This is a genomic window from Motilibacter aurantiacus (assembly GCF_011250645.1).
In the GTDB taxonomy this organism is placed as follows: Bacteria; Actinomycetota; Actinomycetes; order Motilibacterales; family Motilibacteraceae; genus Motilibacter_A; species Motilibacter_A aurantiacus.
Window position 1 is genome coordinate 354,564 of record NZ_JAANNO010000001.1, and the last position, 21,848, is coordinate 376,411.

Here is a 21,848-nt window from a genome sequence, read left to right on the forward strand (position 1 = left end):
GGCCCAGGGTCGGGTCAGGGCTGTTCCCGATACCCGCGCGGGCGCCGCGTCGCCACGATGGGTCCCATGAACGCCAGCGGCACCGACGAGACGATCCGGTTCGACAAGCCCGGGCCCGGAGGAGCTGGAGACGGTACGCCGCCGCCACCTCCGCCCGGGCCGCCGCCGGGCTCCCCGCCGCCGGGGCCGCCCCCGGGCGGCTGGTGGTCCGGCGTCCCGGCCGTGCAGGCGCTGCGACGCAGCGCGACCGACCGCAAGGTCGCCGGCGTCTGCGGCGGGCTTGCCCGCACGCTCGGCGTCGACCCGCTGGTGCTGCGCATCTGCATCGTGGTCCTGACGATCTTCGGCGGCGCCGGCGCGCTGCTCTACGGCCTCGCCTGGCTGCTGCTGCCCGAGGAGGGCCAGTACGAGTCGCTGGGCGAGCGCGCGGCCCGCGGGCGGGGCGACGCCTCGCTCATCCTCCCGATCCTGGTGGTGGTCATGGGGCTCACCGTCTTCGGCGCCATCGGCGACGGCTCGGTCACAGCGGCCGTCGTGGTGACGCTCCTCGCCATCGGCGCCGTCGTCGCGCTGCGCGGCGACCGTCCGTGGGCGCCGGTGGCCGGCCCGGCGGCCCCGCCGCCGGCGTACCCCTCCCCGCCCCCGCCGATGGGGCCTGTCCATCCCGGGGCGGGCGGCCCGCCACCGGCCGCCGACCCCTACGGGCGCACGGCCGGGACCGCCTACACGCCTCCCCCACCGGTGCCTCCCGTGCCGCCCGTCGCGCCGCCGCCCGCCGACCGGCCGAAGGAGAAGAACGGCCCGCTGGCCCTGCTGACGATCAGCACCGCAGCCGTGGTGGCCGGGCTGGTGCTGCTGGCCTGCCACGCCCTCGGCGAGGGGGCGGACGTGCCGCTGGTGCTCGGCAGCGCGCTGGCGGTGCTCGGCCTCGGCCTCGTGGTGGCTACGCGCTGGGGCCGCGCCGGAGGCGTGGTGCCGCTCGGGATCGTGCTGATCGTGGGCCTGGTGCTCGACGGGGTCGCCGACAACCCGGTGCGCGGCGGCGTCGGCGACCGGACCTGGGCGCCCACGACGGTGGGGCTCGTTCAGGGCAAGGAGTACCGGCTCGGCGCCGGCAACGCCACGCTGGACCTGCGCGGCCTCGCGCTCGACGGGCAGCGGGTGAGCGTCGAGGCCAGCCTGGGGATTGGCGAGCTGGTCGTCCTCGTGCCCGCGGACGTCGCCCTGGAGATCGACGCCGACGTGAACGCGGTGGGCGACCTGCGCCTGCCGGACCGGCCCGACGACAGCGGCACCGACCTGTCCGAGGACTTCACCGACCCCACGGGCGCCGTCAACGGCACGCTCGTCCTCGACCTCGACGTCAACGTCGGAAGCCTGGAGGTGCGCCGTGAGGCGTCATGACCTGGACCTCGCCGCCCTCGTGATGGGCGTCGTCTTCCTCGCGGTCGGCGTGACGTATGCCGCTGCCAGCCTGACCGACGAGGAGGTCCGCGCGAACGTCGTGGTCCCCGCCGCGATCGTCGGCCTCGGGCTGGCGGGCATCGCCGCCGCGATCCGGGCAGCGGTGCGGGCGATCCGCCCGGGAACGGCGGCTTCGGAGACGGAGCTCCCGCCGCGTACCGACTGACCGGAGCGTCGTCACCCGAACGGTTGTCGTGTCACGGCGGGAACAGCGGCCCGGCGGCTGCAGCAGGACAGTTCTCCCATGACTCCTGCAGCCCCCGGGCCGGAAGCGCCCGCTCTCCAGTCCGCGCTGGAGGCCATGGCCGCCCACATCGCGGCCGCCCGGCTGGAGCACGACCAGGCCCTCGCCGCGGCAGCCGCCGACGAGCGGCTCGGCCGGCGCGTGGAGCACCGCGCGCACCAGCGCCGCGCGGACCGGGCCGAGCTCCGGCTGAGCGTGTGGCTGCAGGCGTACGCGCTGCTCACCGAGGAGGGACCGGCCCGCCTCCCGCTCTCGGCCTGACGGCGGGGCTCAGCCGAGGGCGTCGCGCCCGTGCGGCTCGGCCCACCCCGACAGGTCCGGCCCCTTGGGCACGATGAGCGTCGGGTTGATCGCCGCGTGCGTCGCGTAGTAGTGCCGCTTGATGTGGTCGAAGTCGACCGTCTCGCCGAACCCCGGCGTCTGGAACAGGTCCCGCGCGTACGCCCAGAGCACCGGCATCTCGGTGAGCTTGCTCCGGTTGCACTTGAAGTGGCCGTGGTACGCCGCGTCGAACCGCACCAGGGTGGTGAAGAGCCGGACGTCGGCCTCGGTGATGGCGTCCCCCACGAGGTAGCGCTGCGTCGACAGCCGCTCCGAGAGCCAGTCCAGCCGCGCGAACAGCCGGTCGTAGGCCTTGTCGTAGGCCTCCTGGGTGGTGGCGAACCCGCAGCGGTAGACGCCGTTGTTGACGTCGCGGAACACCAGGTCGTTGACCTCGTCGATCTGCCCGCGCAACGCCTCGGGGTAGAGGTCCGGCGGCCCGGGCTTGTGGAACGCCTTCCACTCGGTGGAGAAGTCGAGCGTGATGCTGGGGTAGTCGTTGGTCGCGACCTGGCCGGTCCGCGTGTCCACGATCGCCGGCACGGTGGCCCGGCCGTCGAACTCGGGGTCGGTGGCCTTGTAGGCCTGCATGAGGAACTCGATCCCGAGCACCGGGTCGCGGCCGTCCTGGTCGAGGGTGAAGCGCCAGCCGCGCTCGTCGCGGATCGGGTCGACGACCCCGAGCGAGATGACCTCCTCGAGCCCGAGCAGCCGCCGGACGATGAGCGCGCGGTGCGCCCAGGGGCAGGCGAGGCAGACCACGAGGCGGTAGCGCCCCGGCTCGACCGGCAGCCCGCTCGACCCGTCGGCGCTGAAGCGCTGGGTGAACCGGTTGGCCTGGCGCTGGAACTCGCCGGACGAACCGGTCTCCCGGGCGAACTGTGCTGTCGTTGTCATCCAGAGCACGCTACCCGCGCTCCTGCAACTCGACGCCTCGCCCGCCCCACTCGCCCTTGGCGCGATCATGCAGCCGTGGCGAGTGGTCCACAGCCCTTCGGCAGCGGACGGCTGCCACGGCTGCATGGCTCGCGCGAGCAGGGCAGGGCGGGTCAGGCCGGGGCGGGAGCGGTGCGCGGCGCCGGCAGGTGGCCGGGCTCCGGCAGCTGGACGTGGTGCTCGGGACGGCCCTCCACGTGCAGCTGCGGCAGGCGGCGGTCCAGCCAGGCCGGCGACCACCACGTGGCCCGGCCGAGCAGCTGCATCACGGCCGGCACCAGGAGCATGCGCACCACGGTGGCGTCGATGAAGATCGCGGTCGCCATCCCGATGCCGATGACCTTGAGGAACACCGCCGGGCTCGGGACGAACGCCGCGAACACCGCCACCATGATCGCCGCGGCCGCGGTGATGACGCGGGCGGTGCCGGCTAGCCCCTCGGCGACGCTGCGGGCGTTGTCACCGGTGGCCGTCCAGCGCTCGCGGATCCGGCTGAGCAGGAACACCTCGTAGTCCATCGACAGGCCGAACAGCACGGCGAACATCAGCACCGGGATGAAGGCCGGCAGCGGCGTCGGGGTGTCGATGCCGAACAGCTGCCCGGCCCAGCCGCCCTGCAGGACGTACGCCACCACCCCGAACGCCGCCGCCATCGACAGCAGGTTCATGACCGCGGCCTTGACCGCGAGCGCGACGCTGCGGAACACCACGAGCAGCAGCAGCATCGAGAGCGCCACGACCCCGCCGACCAGGAGCGGCAGCCGCTTCGCGACGTCCTCGGTGCTGTCGATCGCGCTGGCCGTCACGCCGCCGACGTGCACGGCCGTGCCGCTGCCCGCCGTCGCCGCGGGCACGACCTCGTCGCGCAGCCGGTGCACCAGGCCCTCGGTCTCGGCGTCCTGCGGGCCGGTCGTGGGGACGACGGTCATGACCGCGGTGTCGCCGGCGGGGCTGAGCGAGACGGGGGAGACCGAGGCGACGCCGGGCACACCGCGTACCTGCTCCGCGAGGGCCTCCAGGGTGCTCGCGTCGCCGGCGTCCGGCAGCGCGGCGGCCAGCAGCAGCGGGCCGTTGGCGCCGGGCCCGAAGGCGGCGGCGGTGGTGTCGTACGCGGCGCGGGTGTTCGTGCCGGCCTGGCTGTTGCCGGCGTCCGGGAAGCCGAAGCGCAGGCCCGTCAGCGGTGCCGCGAGCAGCACGAGGAGGCCCAGCCCCGCCGCGGCCGACACGAGCGGCCGGCGCTGGACCAGCCGGCTCCACCGCGTCCAGCCGGGGGACGCGCCCCGCGGGGCCTTGAGCCCCGGCAGCCGCAGCGCGTCGACCCGGCGCCCGGTGAAGCCCAGCAGCGCGGGGACCAGCGTGCTCGCGGCGGCCATCACGACCAGCACGGCGAGGATGGTGACGAGGGCGGCCCCCCGCATGTAGTCGATGCCCATCGCGAAGAGGCCGAGCAGGCTGATGACGACGGTCGTGCCGGCGACGACGACACTGCGCCCTGCGGTCTCGGCCGTGGAGACGGCGGCCTGGTACGGCTCGCGCCCCGCCGCCAGCTGCTCCCGGTAGCGCGTGACGAGCAGCAGGACGTAGTCGATCCCGACCCCGATGCCCATCATCGCGGCGAGCGAGGTGGCCCAGTCGGGCACGCCGATGACCGCGGCGACGAGGCCGACCAGGCTCGCGCTGACACCGAGCCCCACGACCGCTGTGAGGATCGGCAGGCCCGCGGCGACCACGGAGCCGAACGCCAGCAGCAGGATCACGGCGGCTGCCGCCAGCCCGATCGCCTCGGACCCGACCTCCCCCTGCTCGGTCGCCTCGATCGTCTGCCCGCCGAGCGCGACCCGCAGCTCGTCCGTCTGCGCCGCGGCCGCCAGCTCGACCATGTGCTCGCTGTCCGCCAGCGGCATGTCCACCGGGTTCACGACGTCGAGCCGGGCCTTCGCCACCGCGACCGTCCCGTCGGAGGAGACCGAGCCGGGCGTGGTGAGCGGGTCGTCCACGGACTGCACGTGGGGCAGCGCGGCGAGCTCGGCCAGCAGCCGGTCCACGTCCGCCTCGACGGCACGGACGCCCCCCGGGGCCTGGAGGACGACGTCGACCGTGGCACCCGCCCGGCCCGCGAACCGGTCGGAGAGCAGGTCCTGCGCCGCCCGCGAGTCCGAGCCGCGCACGGTGTAGTCGGCCTCGAAGTCGCCGGACCAGGCGGCGCCGGCACCGACCGCCGCAGCGACGGCGAGCAGCCAGCCGAGCACGGTCAGCCGGCGGTGCCGGAAGGAGAGCGACGCGAGCCGGCCGAGCAGGCCGAGGCGCGGCGAGCCCTCGGCCTCCTGCCCGGGCGGAGCGGCGGGCGGGACGAGAGCGGGCGAGCGAGACATCGTTGCTCCTCAGAACGAAAGTTACGACCCGGTCCTTGCGTTACGACTCGTAACTCTTGCGAGCTGCCGATACAGTTGTCAAGCCCGTTCCGCCAGGAGCGGGCACCGCTGGAGGAGGCCGTCGTTGAGCACACGTCGCGAGATCACGCGGGCGGCCACGGTGGACGAGATCAAGCGCACCGCACTCGGCCTCATGCGCGAGCAGGGCAGCACCGACCTCCGCTTCGCCGACATCGCCCGGGCCATGTCCATGACCGCGCCGGGCCTCTACCGCTACTTCGCCAACCGCAACGAGCTCGTCGCCGCGCTCGTCGAGGACGCATTCGTCGAGCTCGGGGACGCCCTCGAGCAGGCCATCGACGACACCGCCGGGGGCTCGGCCACCGCCCGGCTGTACGCCCTGTGCCAGGCCTACCGCAGCTGGGCCACCGCGGACCCGACCCGCTTCGCCGTGGTCTTCGGGCTGCCGGTGGCCGGCTACGTCCCGAAGGACCAGGAGAACAAGTCAGCGGCCGTCGAGCGGGCCTTCAGCTACCTGGCCAGCCCGGTCCTCGCGGCAGTGCAGGCCGGCGAGGAGATCCTGCCCGGCCAGGTGGAGGTGGCGGCCGCGTTCGCCGCAGTGTGCAACGAGCCCCCGCTCGACGGGCTCTCCCCCGCCCAGGCACAGGCCGTGCTCCACGCCTGGGCCTCGCTGCACGGCTTCGTGTCGCTGGAGGCCTTCGGGCACCTGTTCGGCCTGGCCGGCGAGCCGGCTGACGCGCTCTTCACCAGCCTGGTCCGCGCCGTCGCCGTGTACATCGGGCTGCCGCCCGCCTGACGCACCGCCGCCGGGCCCGGTTGGGTAGGGGCATGCCCCGTTGGCTCGCCGCCCTGCTCGTCCTGCTCACCAGCGCCGCCACACTCGTCCTCGAGATCGTCGCCGTGCGCCTCGTCGCGCCGTACGTCGGCATGACCCTCGAGTCCTACACCGCGGCCATCGCGGTGGCGCTGCTGGGCATAGCCGCCGGCGCCCGGCTCGGTGGCATGGCCGCCGACACCCGGCCCCCTGCCCACTGGGTGGGGCCGGCGACGGTCGTGGGCGGGCTCCTCGTGCTGACCGTGCGCCCGCTGGTGCACGCGCTGGGACCGGCCGTCTCGGACGCCGGCGGCGGGCCGCTCGCGAGCATCGTCCTCGTCGGGGCCTCGACCCTGGTGCCGGTCGGCGTGCTCTCGATGGTCTCCCCCGGCATCGTGAAGATGCGCCTGTCCGACCTCGACGAGACCGGCCGCGTGGTGGGCCGGCTGTCCGCCCTCGGCACCATCGGCGGGCTCGCCGGCAGCGTCGCGACCGGCTACCTGCTGGTCGCGACCCTGCCCACGACCTGGATCCTCGGCCTGATCGGCGGCGTGCTCGTCGTGCTCGGCCTCGCCGTCACCCCGCGGGTCTCCCGGCTGCTGCCCGGCGCGGTCGCCGGCAGCCTGGTCCTCGGCGCCGCCCTCGTCACGGTCGACGGGCCGTGCGAGGAGGAGACGGCGTACTACTGCGCCCAGGTCGTCGCCGACCCCGCGCGCGAGGGCGGCCGGACCCTGGTGCTCGACGACCTGCGCCACGCCTACGTGGACCTGGACGACCCGACGTACCTGCAGTTCGCGTACACCTCCTGGTTCGCGGCCGCGACGGACGCGCTGCACCCGCGCCCGCAGCCGGTGCAGGCACTGCACATCGGCGGCGGCGGGTTCACGATGCCGCGGTGGATCGAGGCGACCCGCCCTGGCTCCGAGTCGCTCGTGCTCGAGCTCGACCCGAGCGTGGTCGAGATCGCCCGCGAGGAGCTCGGCCTGCGCGAGGGGCCACAGCTGGAGGTACGCACCGGCGACGCCCGGCGGTCGCTGCGCGCGGTCGCGCCGGACGCCTACGACCTCGTCGTCGGGGACGCCTTCGGGTCGCTGTCGGTGCCGTGGCACCTGGCCACCCGCCAGCTGGTCGAGGACGTCGACCGGGTGCTGCGGCCGGGCGGGACGTACCTCGCCAACGTCATCGACTACCGGCCGGCGGCGTTCCTCAAGGCCGAGATCGCCACGGTGCGCGAGGTGTTCGCGCACGTCGCCCTGATCGCCCACGACGGGGCCCTGGAAGCCGCGGGCGGCAACTTCGTGGTGCTGGCGAGCGACGAGCCGCTCGACACCGACGCGGTCCTCACCGCTCTCGGGCTCACGCCCGACCACCCGGCCCAGCTCGTCACGGGCGCGGCGCTCGACCGGTTCGTCGGCCACGCACAGGTGCTGACGGACGACTTCGCCCCGGTGGACCAGCTGCTGACGCCGTACTCCGGCTGAGGCTCAGGTGGCGGCGAGCGCCCGCTCGTCGCTGTCGACCACGCCCTGCTCCCGCCCTCCGGTCCGCTGCGCGAGGGCGAGCCCCACGACGACGGCCGCGGTCAGCGCGACGCCGACCCCCTGCGTGACGGACAGCGCCCGCTGGTCGAGGAAGACCGGCGGGACGACGGCAGCCGTCAACGGGAAGGCCAGCTCGCAGAGGGTCGCGACCATGGCGGGCGTGCGCCGCAGGCCGCGGTAGTAGAGCAGCATCGCCAGCAGGCCGGGCACGAGGGCGAGCAGCACGAGGCGCCCGTGCCACTCACCGTCCACCTGCAGCGAGGAGCCGGTGACCGCGACGACGCCCGCCGCCCCGAGCAGGCCGAACCAGAAGCGCAGCGCGGTCAGCTCGCGCGGCGCGAAGGCCGGGGCGACGTAGCGGCCGAGCACGGTGCCGGCCGCCCAGAGCGCGGCCGCGCCGATGGCCAGCAGCGCAGGCTCCGCCTCCCCGAGCGAGACGTCGGACGGGTCGCGGAAGGCGATGAGCCAGGCGCCGACGAGGCCGAGGAGCAGGAACGGCAGGTAGGTCGCCCGCGGCCGCTCGCGCAGCAGGAGCCAGGCGCCGGCCACGACGACGATCGGCTGCACCTTCTGCAGCAGCACCGGCGTGGTGTAGTCGCCGTAGCTGAAGGCCTTGGTGAACAGTGCGGTGGCGACGGCCGACGCGCCCACCCCGATGCCGAGCACGACGGCCAGCCCGGCACGCCAGCCCGCGCGGCGCAGCGCGCGAAGCGCGGGCGGAAGGGCGACGGCGGTCACGATCGCCAGCACCACGTGCTCCCAGAACACGATGGCCGCCGGGGACACGGACTCGGACATGTCGCCGCGGAACAGCGCGTCGGTGCCCCAGAGCACGGCGCCGACCGCGACGAACGCCGCACCGGCCGTGGTCGCCTTCATGGTTCCTCCCGCGTCTGCCGTCGCGGCATCCTCTCCCGGATCGCCGACAGGGCTGAAGCACGGGGCCCGGCCCCGCATTCCCGGGCGGGCGGCTACGCCAGCCGGGTCAGGCCGACGACCGCGTGGTCGGCCGGCTGCACTCCCCCGCGGCACCGGCTCGCGGCCACCCAGCCCTGGACGCGCCGCTCGAGCTCGACGTCGAAGCGCCCGCGGGGGGTGGCGACGGCGACGTGCACCCGCCCGCCGTCCTCACGGGCGGGGCCGCAGGCCACCTCGTCGCGGCCGAGCAGGCCGGTCCGCACCCGGACGGCGTGCTCGGCGGCCTGCTGCCAGGGGTCGTACGAGGAGCGCCCGCGGAAGCCGTCGAGCTCGATGCGCCCGGCGACGGCGGCGGCGGCCACGGCGAGCGCAGCGGAGGTGTCGAGGTGGCCGTGGTACTCCCCGTGCGGAGCGACGACCAGGTTGCCCGCGAACCGGTCCCCCCCGACGTGGCTGCACTCCCACACCCGGTCGCCGTACGCCGCGGCGAGCGCGCGCGCGATCGGCCGGCCCTCCACCGCGCAGCACATGTCCTTCGCCCCGTGCGTGCAGACCAGCAGCGCGGGGCCGTCGACGGGATCGCCGTGGCCGGGCCGACCGGCCGCGAGCGCCTCGAGGTCCAGCCCCGCCAGGGCACGCAGGTCGGGGACGACGAGCCGCTCCAGCCAGGCCGCGCCGGGGACGGCGGAGCCGACGAGCAGCGTGCGCGGGCCGTCGTGGTCGGGGGTGCGGCCGGGACGGCGGATCAGCAGCGCGCGCAGGAGGCGCTCGCGCTGCAGCACCCCGAGCCGGCGGCGGTCGGCCGGCCCGAGCGCCCCGGCGAGGGCCTCGGCCAGCGCGGCCCGCGACCAGGCGCCGGGCTGCTCGAGCAGCAGCCACGAGCGCACGGGGGCGGCCGTGCCGCGCTGCAGCTCGCCGGACGCGCGAGAGGCGACGGCACAGCGCGGGGCGTCCAGGCCGTCGACCGCCTCGACCACAGGCGGCGCGTCCCGCACGGGTGGCGCAGTGCGCTCGGCGGCGATCGTCACTCCAGCAGGTTAGGCGAGCCTAAGTGCCGACACAAACGCTCGTCCCGGCCGCCCGTCCCTACCCCGGGGACCGGCCCTCGCTAACGCCGCGGCGGCCGGTACCGCCCGGTCACCTCGTACGGGCCCAGCGAAGCCGCCGCGAGCGTGGCGGGTCCGCGGGCCGACGCTGGGTAAGGCAGCGGCATGACCGACATCGCCAGCAAGCCCTTCGCCGTCGTGACCGGTGCCTCCAGCGGCATCGGCTTCGAGCTGGCCAAGCAGTTCGCGCAGAACGGCTTCGACGTGCTCGTCAACGCCGAGGACGCCGGGATCGAGCGCGCCGGGCAGGAGCTCGCCACCACCGGGGCGAACGTCACGGTGGTCCAGGCCGACCTCAGCACCGACGAGGGCGTCGAGCGCCTCTACACCGCCGTCGTGGCGACGGGGCGGCCCGTCGACGCGCTCGCGCTCAACGCCGGCATCGGCGCCGGCGGCGCCTTCCTCGACATCGACCTCGCCAGGCACTTCGAGGTCATCGACCTCAACGTCCGCTCGACCGTCCACCTCGCCCGCCGCGTGCTGCCGGACATGGTGGCGCGCAACGCGGGCAAGGTGCTCTTCACCTCGTCGATCGCCTCCACGATGCCCGGGTCCTTCCAGGCGGTCTACAACGCCTCGAAGTCCTTCGTCCAGTCGCTCGCGGAGGCGCTGCAGAACGAGCTGAAGGACACCGAGGTCACCGTCACGAGCCTTATGCCCGGGCCCACGGAGACCGACTTCTTCCACCGCGCCGAGATGGACGACACCACGGTGGGCCAGAGCTCGAAGGACGACCCCGCCCAGGTGGCCGAGCAGGGCTTCAAGGCCCTGATGGAGGGCAAGAACCGCGTCGTCGGCGGCGGCGTCAAGACCAAGGTCCAGGAGCTCGGCTCGAAGGTGATGCCCGATGCGCTCAAGGCGCAGATGCACCGCGGCATGGCGGAGCCGGGCTCGGGGTCCTGACCACTCCTGCTCCTACGGTGGGCGGGTGCAGCCTGTCGCGCCCGCCCACCGGATCCGCTCGTTCAAGCCGCGCCGCGGCCGGGTCACCCCCGGCCAGCAGCGCGCCCTCGACGCGCTCGGCGGCACGTACGCCCTGCCGCTGCGCGACACCCCGCTGGACCCCGTGGAGGTGTACGGCCGCAGCGCCCCGCTGATCCTCGAGATCGGGTTCGGCATGGGCGAGACGACGGCAACCCTGGCCGAGGCCGACCCCGCGCGCGACGTCCTCGCCGTCGACGTGCACACCCCGGGCATCGGCGCGCTGCTCGCCGAGGTCGCGGCCCGCGGCCTCTCCAACGTCCGCGTGATCTCCGGCGACGCCGTCGAGGTGCTGCGCGACATGCTCGCCCCGTCCTCCCTCGACGAGGTGCGCGTCTTCTTCCCCGACCCCTGGCCCAAGTCCCGGCACCACAAGCGCCGGCTCGTGGACGCGGGCTTCGCCGCACTGGCCGCCACCCGCTTGCGACCCGGCGGCCGGGTCCACTGCGCCACGGACTGGGCGCCCTACGCCCGGCAGATGCTCGCGGCGCTCTCCGCGACACCGGAACTCCAGGTCCTCGGTGACGGCTTCGTGCCGCGGCCGGGGTGGCGCCCTGTCACGCGGTTCGAGCAGCAGGGGATCGACAAGGGGCACGAGGTCTTCGACGTCATCGCGGTGCGCGCAGGCTGAGCCGCGCCCGTCAACCGACGTTGACAGCCCGCGCCTCGTCAACCTATGTTGACGACATGAGCGAGACGACCGACCTGCTCGGGGCAGGGACCAGCTCGGACCCCGACGAGGGCCTGCGGGCCGTCGCCGCGCTACGCCTGCTCGTGGAGCAGCTCGAGGCGCTGCAGGTGCACGCCGCCCGTCAGCAGGGCTGGTCGTGGGCGGACATCGCCGCCCTGCTCGGCGTCTCGAAGCAGGCCGTCCACAAGAAGCACGCCGGGCGCGCGCCGCTCGGGAAGGAGAGCTGACCCATGTTCGAGCGCTTCACCAAGCCCGCCCGTGCCGCCGTCGTGCAGTCCCAGGTCGAGGCCCGGCGGCTGGGGCACGACCGGATCGACGACAGCCACCTGCTGCTCGGTGTGCTCGCCCAGGAAGCCGGCGTCGGCGCTCGGGTGCTCACGGAGCTCGGCGTGGGGCTCGACGCCGCCCGGGACGCGGTGGCCGCCCTGCACGCCCCGGACGCCCAGGCCCTCGGGGCACTGGGGATCGACCTGGACGAGGTACGCCGGAAGGCCGAAGCGGCGTTCGGGGAAGGCGCCCTCGAGCGGCGCTTCGCCCGACGGCGCGGGTTCTTCCGGCGCAGCACCGGCCACATCGCGTTCACCCGCCCGGCGAAGGCGGCGCTCGAGGACGCGCTGCGCCAGGCGCTCACGCTGCGGCACAACTACATCGGCACCGAGCACCTGGTGCTGGGGCTGCTGACGGGAGGCTCCTCCACGGCCGGCCGCGTCCTGCACCGGCTGGGGGTGCGGGTGGACGCGGCCGAGCTGCGCCGCCGGGTCCTGGACGAGCTCGGGCGGGCGGCGTAGCGGCCCGCCCGCCGGGGGATCCCGTCAATGACCCCGACCCTGATCTGGAGCGCGCTGATGACGAAGCCCGTCGACCTCGCCACCACGCCCCGCAAGGCCCTCTCCCTGCTGCTGCTCACCTGCCTGCTCGGGCTGCTCGCGGGGGTCGCCGCCCCGCCCGCCCAGGCGTCGCGCGCCCACCCCCGCGTGGAGCAGCGCGACGCCGCGCTGCAGCGGGCCGTCGACGCGATCGTCGCAGCCGGTGCCAGCGGGGCAGTCGTCCTCGTCGACGACGGCACGGACGCCTGGCAGCAGGCGAGCGGTGCCGCCCGGCTCGAGCCGGAGCAGGCCTGGCGCCGCGACGAGAAGGTCCGCATCGGCAGCATCACCAAGACGTTCGTGGCCACGCTCGTGCTGCAACTGGTCGACGAGGGCAGGCTGTCGCTGGAGGACGACGTCGAGGAGTGGGTGCCCGGCCTGGTGCCCGGCGGCGTGGGGATCTCCCTCCGCCACCTGCTGCAGCACACCAGCGGGCTCTTCAGCTACAGCGAGGACGAGGCGTTCCTGGACGCCTTCGTCACCGACCCCGAGCGCTCGTTCACCCCCGGCGAGCTCGTCGCGTACGCCGTGGCCCACCCGCCGCTCTTCGCGCCGGGCGCGGACTGGTCGTACTCGAACACCAACTACGTGCTGCTGGGCCTGGTCCTGGAGAACGCGACGGGTGAGAGCCTGCGGTCGCTGCTGCGCGACCGCATCATCAAGCCGCTCGGCCTCACCCACACCAAGTTCCCGGCCGGCGCCACCATCCCCGGCAAGCACGCGGCCGGCTACCTGCCGCCCTCGCTGACCGGGCTCACGGAGCTGCTCGACGTCACCGGGGTCAACCCCTCCTGGGCCGGGGCGGCTGGCGCACTGCTGTCCACCACGACGGACGTGCGCGACTTCTACCGGGCGCTGCTCTCGGGCGAGCTGCTCTCGCCCGCCTCCCTCGCCGCTATGAAGCAGACCGTTCCGATCGAGGAGGGGACCGCGTACGGGCTGGGCCTGCTCTCGATCGAGACGCCATGCGGCACCGTCTGGGGCCACGACGGCTCCGTCACGGGCTATTCGACATACGCCCTGAGCAACGAGTCGGGCACACGGAGCATGGTGCTCGCCTTGCCGACGACGCCTGACGAGGCGATCAGCGCTGCGCAGCTACGGGCCCTGTCCATCGCGGTGTGCGCGATGTACGGTCGATCGGCACCGGCCCGTACGCTCGTTGCCGGGGGCGCCGGAGGCTGACCCCGCGACCGCTGCTGGACCGGCCTGGGCGGGCGGGGACCGGTCACTGTTACCGCGCACGCCCGCGGCTGAAGCCTCATGAGCACTCGGCATCACGGCGTCGTGTGTGCAGGGCCGCGGTCAGCCTCCCTGTTGAGCCGCCGTGGCCAGGCGGGTGAGCTGTGCGACGTCCAGGGCGGGCACGGGCCGGACCCGAGCCTGCAGGAGGTCACGGGGGTCAGGGCTGGCCGCGCGCGTCTCCGCGAACGCGAGCACACCTGTGCCGTCACCAGCGGCCACCTGCACACTCGTCCGACGGATGCCGTGCTCGTCGACGTAGTCCAGCACCGACCGCACCTTCCCGTCTGCCAATACCTCCTCCGCACAGGACCCACCAGCTCGGACAGCCTTGGCGCTTCGGCACGGGTGCGGCTGGAGCGTGCCGGGGGCCTGGCGGGAGACCGTGACGAAGACGCGGGAGGGAGCGCCTCGGCCGTCGTCGAGGTTGCCATCGAGATAGGCACCGTCGTCGTAGCCGACCGACTGCAGCAGCTCCAAGCGGGCCGGCTCCAGCGCGGCGGCCACTGCCCTCTGAAGCACCACCGGGGCAGTGCCTGTAGGGCGCATCGCCTGCGGGACTGCAGGAGCCCTCTCTCCGGCGGCGCCAGGGGCGGGCGCGCTGGCACCGGCCGCCAACGCGCCGAGTGCGGGTGCGCTCCCGCCGTCGGAGGAGGAGGTCGGCAGCACGGTCGGCACGGCGGCGACAGCGACCGCCACGAGCATCGCAGCCGATCCCCGTCGGGCACTGCGGAGCCGACGAGCCCTGCGTCCCTCGCGGTGCACGCGCTCCAGGAGGTCGACCGCGCCGTGCCCGTTCAACGAGCGTCGGAGCTCGCTGTCCAGCAGGTGCGGGAGCCGCTCCTGCAGTTCGATCTCGTTCACCATGTGCTCCTCAGCTCCATGTCCTCGGTGAGTTCCTCGCGCAGGGCTCTCAGGCCACGCGAGGTGTGGGTTTTCACAGAACCTGTCGAGATGTTGAGCAGGCTTGCGGTCTCCTCCACGGAATAGCCCTCAAGGTGCCGAAGTACGACGGCCGCCCGCTGCTGTCGCGGCAGCCGCGCCAACGCGTCCAGCAGCGGGGTACCTGTGGGGTCCTCCGCCAGCACCTCGGCGGCGAGCTCCGGGAAGGGCTCGGTCGCACGCTCGTGCCGCCACCAGCTCCGCCGTCCCTGATCGATCCAGGCGCGCACCCCGGCCTTGTGCAGGTAGGCGGGTGCCGCCGCCGGGTCCCGAAGCGGCCACGCCAGATAGACCTTGACCAACGCCTGCTGAACCAGGTCCTGTGCGAGATGGAAGTCACCGCACAGGGCGAGCGCCGTGCGATGCAAGGAGGCCGATCGGGCGGTCGCCAGAGAAGAGTCCCAGGGAGTGGTGTAGGACGACGGCCCTTCGGCGTGCCTCTGACACGGTGAGGGGCCACCGCGTGAGTCTCTGCGTGAACCCGCCAAGGAACACGTGGAAACGGAGTCCGCGATGGCCCTGGACCAGTCTGCCCTGCTCGAGGTTCTGGACGCACTGAAGGCCGCCGAAGTCGACGAACGCGTCCGGCTCGCGGCCGAGACGATCTACCAAGCGCTGATCGAGGCCGAGCTCACCGCCGTGATCGGCGCCGCCCGTTCGAGCGCACCGACGCCCGCACCGGCCAGCGCAACGGGCACCGGCCACGGACGCTCACCACGCCGGCCGGCGACCTGGAGCTACGCATCCCCAAGCTCCGGGCCGGCTCGTTCTTCCCCAGCCTGCTCGAGCGCCGCCGCCGGGTCGACCGCGCGCTGTTCGCGGTCGTGATGGAGGCCTACCTGCACGGCGTCTCCACCCGCAAGGTCGACGACCTGGTCCGGGCGCTCGGGGCGGACTCCGGGATCTCCAAGTCCGAGGTGTCCCGGATCTGCGGCGAGCTCGACGCCGACCTCGCCGCGTTCCGCGACCGGTCGCTGGCCGGGCAGGCCTACCCGTACGTGTTCCTGGACGCCACCTACTGCCACGCCCGAGTCGGCGGCGAGCAGGGCTCCCCGGGCGGCGGGCGCGGCGGCAGGGTCGTGTCCCAGGCGGTCGTGATCGCCACCGCGGTCGCCGCCGACGGGCACCGCGAAGTCCTCGGCTACGCGGTCGGCGACAGTGAGGACGGCGCGTTCTGGACCGCGTTCCTGCGCGCCCTGAAGGCCCGCGGCCTCAGCGGCGTCCAACTGGTGGTCTCTGACTCCCACGAGGGGCTGAAGAAGGCCATCGGCGCGGTCCTGCTCGGCGCGTCCTGGCAGCGGTGCCGGGTGCACTTCATGCGCAACGTCCTGGCTCGGGTGCCGAAGGGCAGCGCGGAGATGGTCGCTGCCGCGATCCGCACCGTGTTCGCCCAACCGGACGCCGAGCACGTCCACGGCCAGCTCGACGTCATCGCCACCATGCTCGGCCGCCAGTTCCCCGCCGTCGAGCAGATGCTGCGCGACGCCGCCCCGGACGTCCTGGCGTTCGCCGGTTTCCCCGCCGCGCACTGGAAGAAGATCTGGTCGACCAACCCGCTCGAGCGGCTGAACCGGGAGATCAAGCGCCGCACCGACGTCGTCGGGATCTTCCCCAACCCCGACGCCCTCGCCCGGCTGGCCGGCGCCGTCCTGCTCGAAGCCCACGACGAATGGCAGGTCACCGACCACCGCTACCTGTCAGAAGGCTCCATGGCCCTGCTCACCGGCAAGACCCCACCCCAGAAGGAGGTGGCGCAACCCCAACTACTCGGCGCATAGTCAGAACCGCAGCGACCACGACGGAAGATCACCTCCACCACGCCACGGGACTCGATCGTCGCCAGCTCGTCGAACGCCGCCTCTGTCGTCCGCCTCATGTGTTCAGCTCCGATGCCGCGTCGTTCACGACTACAAGGACGGAGTCCCGCGATCATCGGTTGACAACGGGGACGAGCCTCCGCGGACACAGCGGCTGCTCCGTACGGCACAGCCGTCCCATCGACCCGGCCCACCAGGCGGACACGAGCCCTGTCGAGCCCTCGAGGGCGCCCGAGCACGAAGTGGCGTTGACTTCCTCGCGGACGGCCACCCCGCCCGCCGAGCGCAGCGTGCACCTGCCGACCGGCCTCGGGCAGGACCAGAGCGACCAGCCCGTCCCCGGCTGATCCAGGAGGCAACTGCGTGGTCCTGCAGCTGCGCGGCCCCGGCGCGTCGAGGTCGACGCCCTCCAGTCCTTCACACGCCCTGGCCGAGCACAGCTAGGCCCCTGGCCGCTGGTGGACGTCGGCCGAAGGCTGCCGCGGTGGCCGGGGCAGCTTCCCGCTGTCGTCGTAGGGGCCGAAGGGCTTGCCGGCCGGCGCGGGAAGCAGGCCCGCCGGCCGCGGCCCGAGGAGCACGGGCCACAGCCCGGACTCCCGCGCTGGCCTCTGAGCCACGCCCACCAGTCGACAAGCTCCTCGGCGAGCCGTCCAACACCATGAGGTCGCGCCTCGACGCGGTGGTACGAGCGAGCGCAGGGACAGGCCGGCGAGCACGGGAGGCACCCCTGGCTGCGCCGCGGTCTGCTCGACCGGGCGCGACCGGGGAGCCACCACCTGCCCCTCAGCGAGTGTCAGCCCCGGTCGAGCTCCCCGCGGGCCGCGCCCCCGTACGGCTCGGTCAGAGCGCTCACTCCCACTCGATGGTGCCCGGGGGCTTGCTCGTGATGTCGAGCGTGACCCGGTTGACCTCGCGCACCTCGTTGGTGATGCGCGTGGAGATGCGGGCGAGCACGTCGTAGGGCAGCCGCGACCAGTCGGCGGTCATCGCGTCCTCGGAGGAGACGGGGCGCAGGACGATGGGGTGGCCGTACGTCCGGCCGTCGCCCTGCACGCCGACCGACCGCACGTCGGCGAGCAGCACGACCGGGCACTGCCAGATCTGGCGGTCCAGGCCGGCGGCCGACAGCTCCTCCCGGGCGATCGCGTCGGCGAGGCGCAGCACGGCGAGCCGGTCCTCGGTGACCTCACCGATGATGCGGATGCCGAGGCCGGGGCCGGGGAACGGCTGGCGCCAGACGATCTCCTCGGGGAGACCGAGCTCGAGGCCGACCTTGCGCACCTCGTCCTTGAAGAGGGTGCGCAGCGGCTCGACCAGGGCGAACTGCAGGTCCTCGGGAAGCCCGCCGACGTTGTGGTGGGACTTGATGTTGGCGGTGCCGGTGCCGCCACCGGACTCGACGACGTCGGGGTAGAGCGTCCCCTGGACGAGGAACTCGACCTCCTCGCCGTGGGCGCCGGCGTCGGCCACGACCTCGCGGGCCGCCTGCTCGAACACGCGGATGAACTCGCGGCCGATCGCCTTGCGCTTGGCCTCGGGGTCGGTGAGGCCGGCGAGCGCATCGAGGAAGCGCTGGCGGGCGTCGACGACCTTGAGGCGTACGCCGGTGGAGGCCACGAAGTCCTGCTCGACCTGCTCGGCCTCGCCCTGGCGCAGCAGCCCGTGGTCGACGAAGACGCAGGTGAGCTGGTCGCCCACGGCCCGCTGCACGAGCGCGGCCGCGACCGCGGAGTCGACGCCGCCGGACAGGCCGCACACGACGCGCTTGTCCCCGACCTGGCCCCGGATCGCGGCGACCTGCTCGTCGACGATGTTGTCCGTCGTCCAGGTCGGCGAGCAGCCGGCGACCTCGAACAGGAACCGCTCGAGGACGGCCTGCCCGTGCGCGCTGTGCAGCACCTCGGGGTGGAACTGCACCCCGGCCAGGCCACGGGTGACGTCCTCGAACGCCGCGACCGGCGCCCCGGCGGAGGCGGCGACGACGGCGAAGCCCTCCGGCGCCCGCGTCACCGAGTCCCCGTGCGACATCCACACCGACTGCTCGGAGGGCAGCCCGGCGAACAGCTTGGACGTCTCGTCGGTGACCAGCAGCGGCGTGCCGCCGAACTCGGACCGGCCGGTCTGCTCGACCGTGCCGCCGAGGGCCTGCGCCATCGCCTGGAAGCCGTAGCAGATGCCGAACGCCGGGACACCGGCCGTGAAGAGCGCAGGGTCGACCGCGGGGGCGCCCTCGGCGTACACGCTGGACGGCCCGCCGGAGAGGATCACCGCCTTGGGACGCCGGGCCAGGATCTCGGCGACGGCCGTGGTGTGCGGCACGATCTCGCTGTAGACCTTCGCCTCACGCACCCGGCGGGCGATGAGTTGGGCGTACTGCGCCCCGAAGTCGACGACGAGGACGAGGTCCTGGCCGTGCTGGTCGGGGGTGGGTACGGGCGGTGTCGCGGAGGACGTCTGCAGGTCGGCGGCCACGTGACAAGCCTAGGCGGTCCCCGCCCCCCACCCTCTGCGACGCTGAGTGACCGAGCCGGCAGCGGTCGGTCAATGCAGAGGCGGAAAGCCCCGTTGGTGATCTAGCGTGCCCGCGTGGGACAACCGACGGGGCCGCGCATCGGCGTGCTCGGGCCGCTGGAGGCGTCCGTCGCAGGCGTGCCCGTGGACCTGGCCGGGCCGCGCCAGCGCGCCGTGCTGGCCGTCCTCGCCGCCGCGCAGGGGCAGGTGGTCCCGGCCGAGCGGCTCGTCGAGGAGGTCTGGGCCGGGCAGGCGCCGGCGAGCGCGCCCCAGACGCTGCAGGTCTTCGTGAGCAAGCTGCGCAAGGTGCTCGAGCCGGACCGCCCCGCCCGGGCTCCGGCGACCGTGCTCGTCAGCGTGCCACCGGGGTACGCGCTGGCCTCCGACGCGGTGACGCTGGACGCCGACGAGTTCACCGCCCTGACCGCGGAGGGCGCCCGCCTGCGTGCCGGCAGCGCGCCCGGGCAGGCGCGGGACGCGCTCACCCGTGCCCTGGCGCTCTGGCGCGGCCCGGCGTACGCCGACGTCGCGGACGTGCCGGCGCTCCGGCAGGAGGCGGCCCGGCTCGAGGAGCTGCGCGCAACCGCGCAGGAGGAGCTGCTGGCGGCCCGGCTGGACCTGCCCGGGGGCCGGGAGGCGGTCGGGGAGCTGGAGGCGCTGGTCGCCGCGCACCCGTGGCGGGAGCGGCCGCGCGAGCTGCTGGCGCTGGGGCTCTACCGCGCCGGGCGGCAGGCCGACGCCCTCGCCGCGCTGCGTGAAGCCCGCCGCCACCTGGCCGACGAGCTCGGCATCGACCCCGGCCCCGCGCTGCAGCGGCTCGAGGCGGCGATCCTCGCGCAGGACCCCGCCCTGGACCTTGCTCCAGACCTCGCTTCCGGCCTCGCTCCAGACCTCGCTTTGGGCCTCGCTCCGGACCTGGCGCCGCGGCCCACGCCACCGCCGCCGGCCGAGCCCGCCTCCCCGCCGGCACGCCCGGCAGGCCGGCGCTCCGCCCTTCCCACGGCGCTCTCCTCCTTCGTGGGGCGCGACCGCGAGCTGGCGCAGGTCGCGGACTGGCTGCGCAGCTCGCGGGTGGTCACGCTCGTGGGCTCGGGCGGGGCCGGCAAGACACGGCTCGCGCTCGAGGCCGCCCGCCGCCACGAGGGGGCGGACGGCCCCTGGCTGGTGCTGCTCGCCGGCGTACGCGACCCTGCCCTGGTGCCGGCGGCGGTCGCCGACGCGCTGGGCGTGGCTGCGAGCGTGGGCTCCTCGCGCACCGAGGCGGTCGCCGAGTCGCTGCGGGAGCGCTCGGCCCTGCTCGTGCTGGACAACTGCGAGCACGTCCTCGACGCGGCGGCCGACGTGGTGACGGCGATCCTCGAGACGGCGCCCGACGTGCGCGTGCTGGCGACCAGCCGGGAGCGGCTCGGCGTGCCGGGAGAGGCGCTGGTCGCCGTGGCTCCGCTGCCGGTCGAGGCGGCGCCGGACGGTGCGCCCGCCCCGGCGGTGCGCCTCTTCCTCGACCGCGCGGCGGCGGTGATGGGCGGCCCCTGGGAGCCGGACGCGGCCGAGCTGGACGCGGTGCGCCGGGTCTGCGCGGCGCTCGACGGCATCCCGCTCGCGCTGGAGCTGGCCGCTTCGCGCTGCGACGTGCTCTCCCCCGCCCAGCTGCTCGAGCACCTGGGTGACCGGTTCGAGGTGCTGGCGGACGGCCGGCCCCGGCGCGGGGCCGCGAGCCCGCGTCACCACCGCACGCTCGAGGCGGCGGTCGAGTGGAGCTACGCGATGCTCTCGCCCGACGAGCAGGAGGTCTTCTGCACGCTGTCCGTGTTCGACGGCGGGTTCGACCTCGATGCCGCGGCGGCGGTGGCCGGACGCCCCGTGCTGCGCCCGCTGACCGGCCTGGCCGCCAAGTCGATGATCACGGTCGACACGTCGGCGAGCCCGCGGCGCTACGGGATGCTCGAGTCGCTGCGCGAGTACGCAGCCCGCGCGCTGCCACCGGCCGAGCGCGCCACCCTGCGCGACCGGCACGCCGCCTGGGTCGTCGACCTCGCCGAGCAGGCGCTCCCCCGCTTGCGCACCCGCGACTGCACCGTGTGGCTGCGCCGGCTCTCGGCCGAGCAGTCCAACGTGCGCGCCGCGCTCGGCCACGCCCTGGCCTCCGGCGACGGCGGCACCGCTGCCCGGATCGCCTCCGCGCTGGGCTGGGCGTGGTACCGCACCGGCCCTGCCGACGAGGGGCGCGAGTGGCTCGGCCGGGCGCTGGCCGCCGCTCCGGGCGCCCCCGGCCGGGTCCGCGTCCGGGGTCTGCTCGCCCTGGCAATGCTGAGCTACCTCATGGGCGACGTTCACGGCGGGTCCGGCCACCTGGCAGAGGCGATGTCCCTCGCCGACGCGGCCCGTGAGCCGGACATGTACGCCCTGGCCAACGTCTACGCCGGCTACTTCCAGGCGCTCATCGGCAACCCGGACGCGGGGCAGGCGCTGGCCGAGGAGGCCCGCCGGACGGCGCAGCAGACCGGGTACGCCTGGGTGCAGGCCGAGGCCTACCAGACGCTCGGGCTGGTGGCCCGCCTGCGCGGCGAGGCCGCCCGCGCCCAGGAGCTGCTCGACGAGGGCGCCCAGATCGCCATCGAGTGCGGCCATCTGTGGGCGGCCGCGTCGATCGGCTGGATCGCGGCGAAGGCCGGCCTGGACCGCGGCGACCCGCACGACACGCTCCGCCGGCTCGTGCCGATCCTGCGCGACCTCTACGAGGAGCACGACCGCACGTCCACGCTGGTCGGCGTGCACACGCTCGCCGGCGCGCTCGCGGCCTGCGGGCGCGCCACGGACGGCGCCGTGCTGCTCGCGGCCGTCGCGGCGCAGGGCCGGGAGATCGGCTACGCCCCGGCGCTGATGGACCCGGTGGACTGCGGGCGGGACATCGCCCTCGTCGAGGCGGCGGTGACCGGCACGGACGCCGAGGCGGCCCGCGAGCGCGGGCGGGCGCTCGGCTGGGACGCGATGCTCGCGTACGCCCTGGACGCCGCGCGCGACGAGCTGGCCGCCGTGACGGCCGGGCGCTGAGGCACGCCGG

Annotated in this window: 18 protein-coding genes and 1 pseudogene; 12 read left to right on the forward strand and 7 right to left on the reverse strand. The window is 74.6% G+C overall.

The genetic code is table 11. The features are described from left to right. Positions 1 to 66: 66 nt before the first annotated feature. The 3 genes from G9H72_RS01630 to G9H72_RS01640 all read left to right on the forward strand — a co-directional run bounded on the left by G9H72_RS01630 (position 67) and on the right by G9H72_RS01640 (position 1,969). Complete coding sequence (locus G9H72_RS01630; protein ID WP_166166466.1) at positions 67 to 1,404, forward strand: PspC domain-containing protein; 1,338 nt, start codon at positions 67 to 69, stop codon at positions 1,402 to 1,404. Further along, on the forward strand, positions 1,391 to 1,630 hold the full coding sequence (locus tag G9H72_RS01635) for a hypothetical protein (RefSeq protein ID WP_166166468.1): 240 nt from the start codon (positions 1,391 to 1,393) through the stop codon (positions 1,628 to 1,630). The genes G9H72_RS01630 and G9H72_RS01635 overlap by 14 nt, the downstream gene beginning before the upstream one ends. Before the next feature lie 78 nt (positions 1,631 to 1,708). Continuing rightward, the gene (locus G9H72_RS01640; RefSeq protein WP_166166470.1) at positions 1,709 to 1,969 is read left to right on the forward strand and encodes a hypothetical protein; all 261 of its coding nucleotides are present in this window, start codon (positions 1,709 to 1,711) and stop codon (positions 1,967 to 1,969) included. 9 nt (positions 1,970 to 1,978) lie between these two features. On the opposite strand, the gene G9H72_RS01645 is transcribed toward G9H72_RS01640, so the two are convergent. Both G9H72_RS01645 and G9H72_RS01650 read right to left on the reverse strand, forming a co-directional pair. After that, a complete protein-coding gene (locus G9H72_RS01645) occupies positions 1,979 to 2,926 on the reverse strand; it encodes a glutathione S-transferase family protein (protein WP_166166472.1) in 948 nt (315 codons plus the stop codon). A 152-nt stretch (positions 2,927 to 3,078) separates the two neighbouring features. Beyond that, positions 3,079 to 5,337 (reverse strand): MMPL family transporter, encoded by a 2,259-nt coding sequence (locus tag G9H72_RS01650; RefSeq protein WP_166166474.1) that lies wholly within the window; start codon positions 5,335 to 5,337, stop codon positions 3,079 to 3,081. Positions 5,338 to 5,461: 124 nt separating this feature from the next. Between G9H72_RS01650 and G9H72_RS01655 the strand changes: the two genes are divergently transcribed. Both G9H72_RS01655 and G9H72_RS01660 read left to right on the forward strand, forming a co-directional pair. Further along, entirely contained in the window at positions 5,462 to 6,154 is a 693-nt protein-coding gene (locus tag G9H72_RS01655; protein WP_166166476.1) for a TetR/AcrR family transcriptional regulator, read from the forward strand. A 32-nt stretch (positions 6,155 to 6,186) separates the two neighbouring features. Next, the gene (locus G9H72_RS01660) at positions 6,187 to 7,653 is read left to right on the forward strand and encodes a fused MFS/spermidine synthase (RefSeq protein ID WP_166166478.1); all 1,467 of its coding nucleotides are present in this window, start codon (positions 6,187 to 6,189) and stop codon (positions 7,651 to 7,653) included. A 3-nt stretch (positions 7,654 to 7,656) separates the two neighbouring features. Here the strand turns inward: G9H72_RS01660 and G9H72_RS01665 are convergent, their stop codons facing one another. Continuing rightward, entirely contained in the window at positions 7,657 to 8,592 is a 936-nt protein-coding gene (locus G9H72_RS01665) for a DMT family transporter (RefSeq protein ID WP_166166480.1), read from the reverse strand. Positions 8,593 to 8,684: 92 nt separating this feature from the next. Further along, positions 8,685 to 9,659, reverse strand: coding sequence for a sucrase ferredoxin (locus tag G9H72_RS22755; RefSeq protein WP_331271887.1), 975 nt, complete (start codon positions 9,657 to 9,659; stop codon positions 8,685 to 8,687). Positions 9,660 to 9,842: 183 nt separating this feature from the next. Here G9H72_RS22755 and G9H72_RS01675 point away from each other — a divergent pair, with 183 nt between their 5' ends. The 5 genes from G9H72_RS01675 to G9H72_RS01695 are packed head-to-tail and all read left to right on the forward strand — an operon-like array spanning position 9,843 to position 13,460. Then, a complete protein-coding gene (locus G9H72_RS01675) occupies positions 9,843 to 10,640 on the forward strand; it encodes an SDR family NAD(P)-dependent oxidoreductase (RefSeq protein ID WP_166166482.1) in 798 nt (265 codons plus the stop codon). Between the two features lie 25 nt (positions 10,641 to 10,665). Next, positions 10,666 to 11,349, forward strand: coding sequence for a tRNA (guanosine(46)-N7)-methyltransferase TrmB (gene trmB, locus G9H72_RS22180; protein WP_331271888.1), 684 nt, complete (start codon positions 10,666 to 10,668; stop codon positions 11,347 to 11,349). Positions 11,350 to 11,405: 56 nt separating this feature from the next. After that, the gene (locus G9H72_RS01685; protein ID WP_166166486.1) at positions 11,406 to 11,636 is read left to right on the forward strand and encodes a helix-turn-helix domain-containing protein; all 231 of its coding nucleotides are present in this window, start codon (positions 11,406 to 11,408) and stop codon (positions 11,634 to 11,636) included. A gap of 3 nt (positions 11,637 to 11,639) precedes the next feature. Further along, entirely contained in the window at positions 11,640 to 12,197 is a 558-nt protein-coding gene (locus G9H72_RS01690) for a Clp protease N-terminal domain-containing protein (RefSeq protein WP_166166488.1), read from the forward strand. Positions 12,198 to 12,224: 27 nt separating this feature from the next. Beyond that, positions 12,225 to 13,460 carry a serine hydrolase domain-containing protein gene (locus G9H72_RS01695; protein WP_166166490.1) on the forward strand — a complete coding sequence of 412 codons (1,236 nt, stop codon included), beginning with the start codon at positions 12,225 to 12,227 and terminating at the stop codon, positions 13,458 to 13,460. Between the two features lie 120 nt (positions 13,461 to 13,580). Here the strand turns inward: G9H72_RS01695 and G9H72_RS01700 are convergent, their stop codons facing one another. Further along, entirely contained in the window at positions 13,581 to 14,039 is a 459-nt protein-coding gene (locus tag G9H72_RS01700) for a hypothetical protein (RefSeq protein ID WP_231126171.1), read from the reverse strand. A 338-nt stretch (positions 14,040 to 14,377) separates the two neighbouring features. Further along, positions 14,378 to 14,827 carry a SigE family RNA polymerase sigma factor gene (locus tag G9H72_RS01705; RefSeq protein WP_231126172.1) on the reverse strand — a complete coding sequence of 150 codons (450 nt, stop codon included), beginning with the start codon at positions 14,825 to 14,827 and terminating at the stop codon, positions 14,378 to 14,380. 145 nt (positions 14,828 to 14,972) lie between these two features. Between G9H72_RS01705 and G9H72_RS01710 the strand changes: the two are divergent. Then, positions 14,973 to 16,237 (forward strand): annotated as a pseudogene (locus G9H72_RS01710) (IS256 family transposase). A gap of 888 nt (positions 16,238 to 17,125) precedes the next feature. Here the strand turns inward: G9H72_RS01710 and guaA are convergent. Next, the gene (gene guaA, locus G9H72_RS01715; protein WP_166167705.1) at positions 17,126 to 18,736 is read right to left on the reverse strand and encodes a glutamine-hydrolyzing GMP synthase; all 1,611 of its coding nucleotides are present in this window, start codon (positions 18,734 to 18,736) and stop codon (positions 17,126 to 17,128) included. Between the two features lie 126 nt (positions 18,737 to 18,862). On the opposite strand from guaA, the gene G9H72_RS01720 reads away from it, so the two are divergent. After that, a complete protein-coding gene (locus tag G9H72_RS01720) occupies positions 18,863 to 21,838 on the forward strand; it encodes an AfsR/SARP family transcriptional regulator (RefSeq protein WP_166166494.1) in 2,976 nt (991 codons plus the stop codon). Positions 21,839 to 21,848: the final 10 nt, after the last annotated feature.

Bases quoted from the DNA above. Each gene is read 5' to 3' on its own strand.
- G9H72_RS01630 (WP_166166466.1), top strand. From the start codon at position 67: ATGAACGCCAGCGGCACCGACGAGACGATCCGGTTCGACAAGCCCGGG.
- G9H72_RS01640 (WP_166166470.1), top strand. From the start codon at position 1,709: ATGACTCCTGCAGCCCCCGGGCCGGAAGCGCCCGCTCTCCAGTCCGCG.
- G9H72_RS01645 (WP_166166472.1), bottom strand. From the start codon at position 2,926: ATGACAACGACAGCACAGTTCGCCCGGGAGACCGGTTCGTCCGGCGAG.
- G9H72_RS01650 (WP_166166474.1), bottom strand. From the start codon at position 5,337: ATGTCTCGCTCGCCCGCTCTCGTCCCGCCCGCCGCTCCGCCCGGGCAG.
- G9H72_RS01660 (WP_166166478.1), top strand. From the start codon at position 6,187: ATGCCCCGTTGGCTCGCCGCCCTGCTCGTCCTGCTCACCAGCGCCGCC.
- G9H72_RS01665 (WP_166166480.1), bottom strand. From the start codon at position 8,592: ATGAAGGCGACCACGGCCGGTGCGGCGTTCGTCGCGGTCGGCGCCGTG.
- G9H72_RS01675 (WP_166166482.1), top strand. From the start codon at position 9,843: ATGACCGACATCGCCAGCAAGCCCTTCGCCGTCGTGACCGGTGCCTCC.
- G9H72_RS01685 (WP_166166486.1), top strand. From the start codon at position 11,406: ATGAGCGAGACGACCGACCTGCTCGGGGCAGGGACCAGCTCGGACCCC.
- G9H72_RS01690 (WP_166166488.1), top strand. From the start codon at position 11,640: ATGTTCGAGCGCTTCACCAAGCCCGCCCGTGCCGCCGTCGTGCAGTCC.
- G9H72_RS01695 (WP_166166490.1), top strand. From the start codon at position 12,225: ATGACCCCGACCCTGATCTGGAGCGCGCTGATGACGAAGCCCGTCGAC.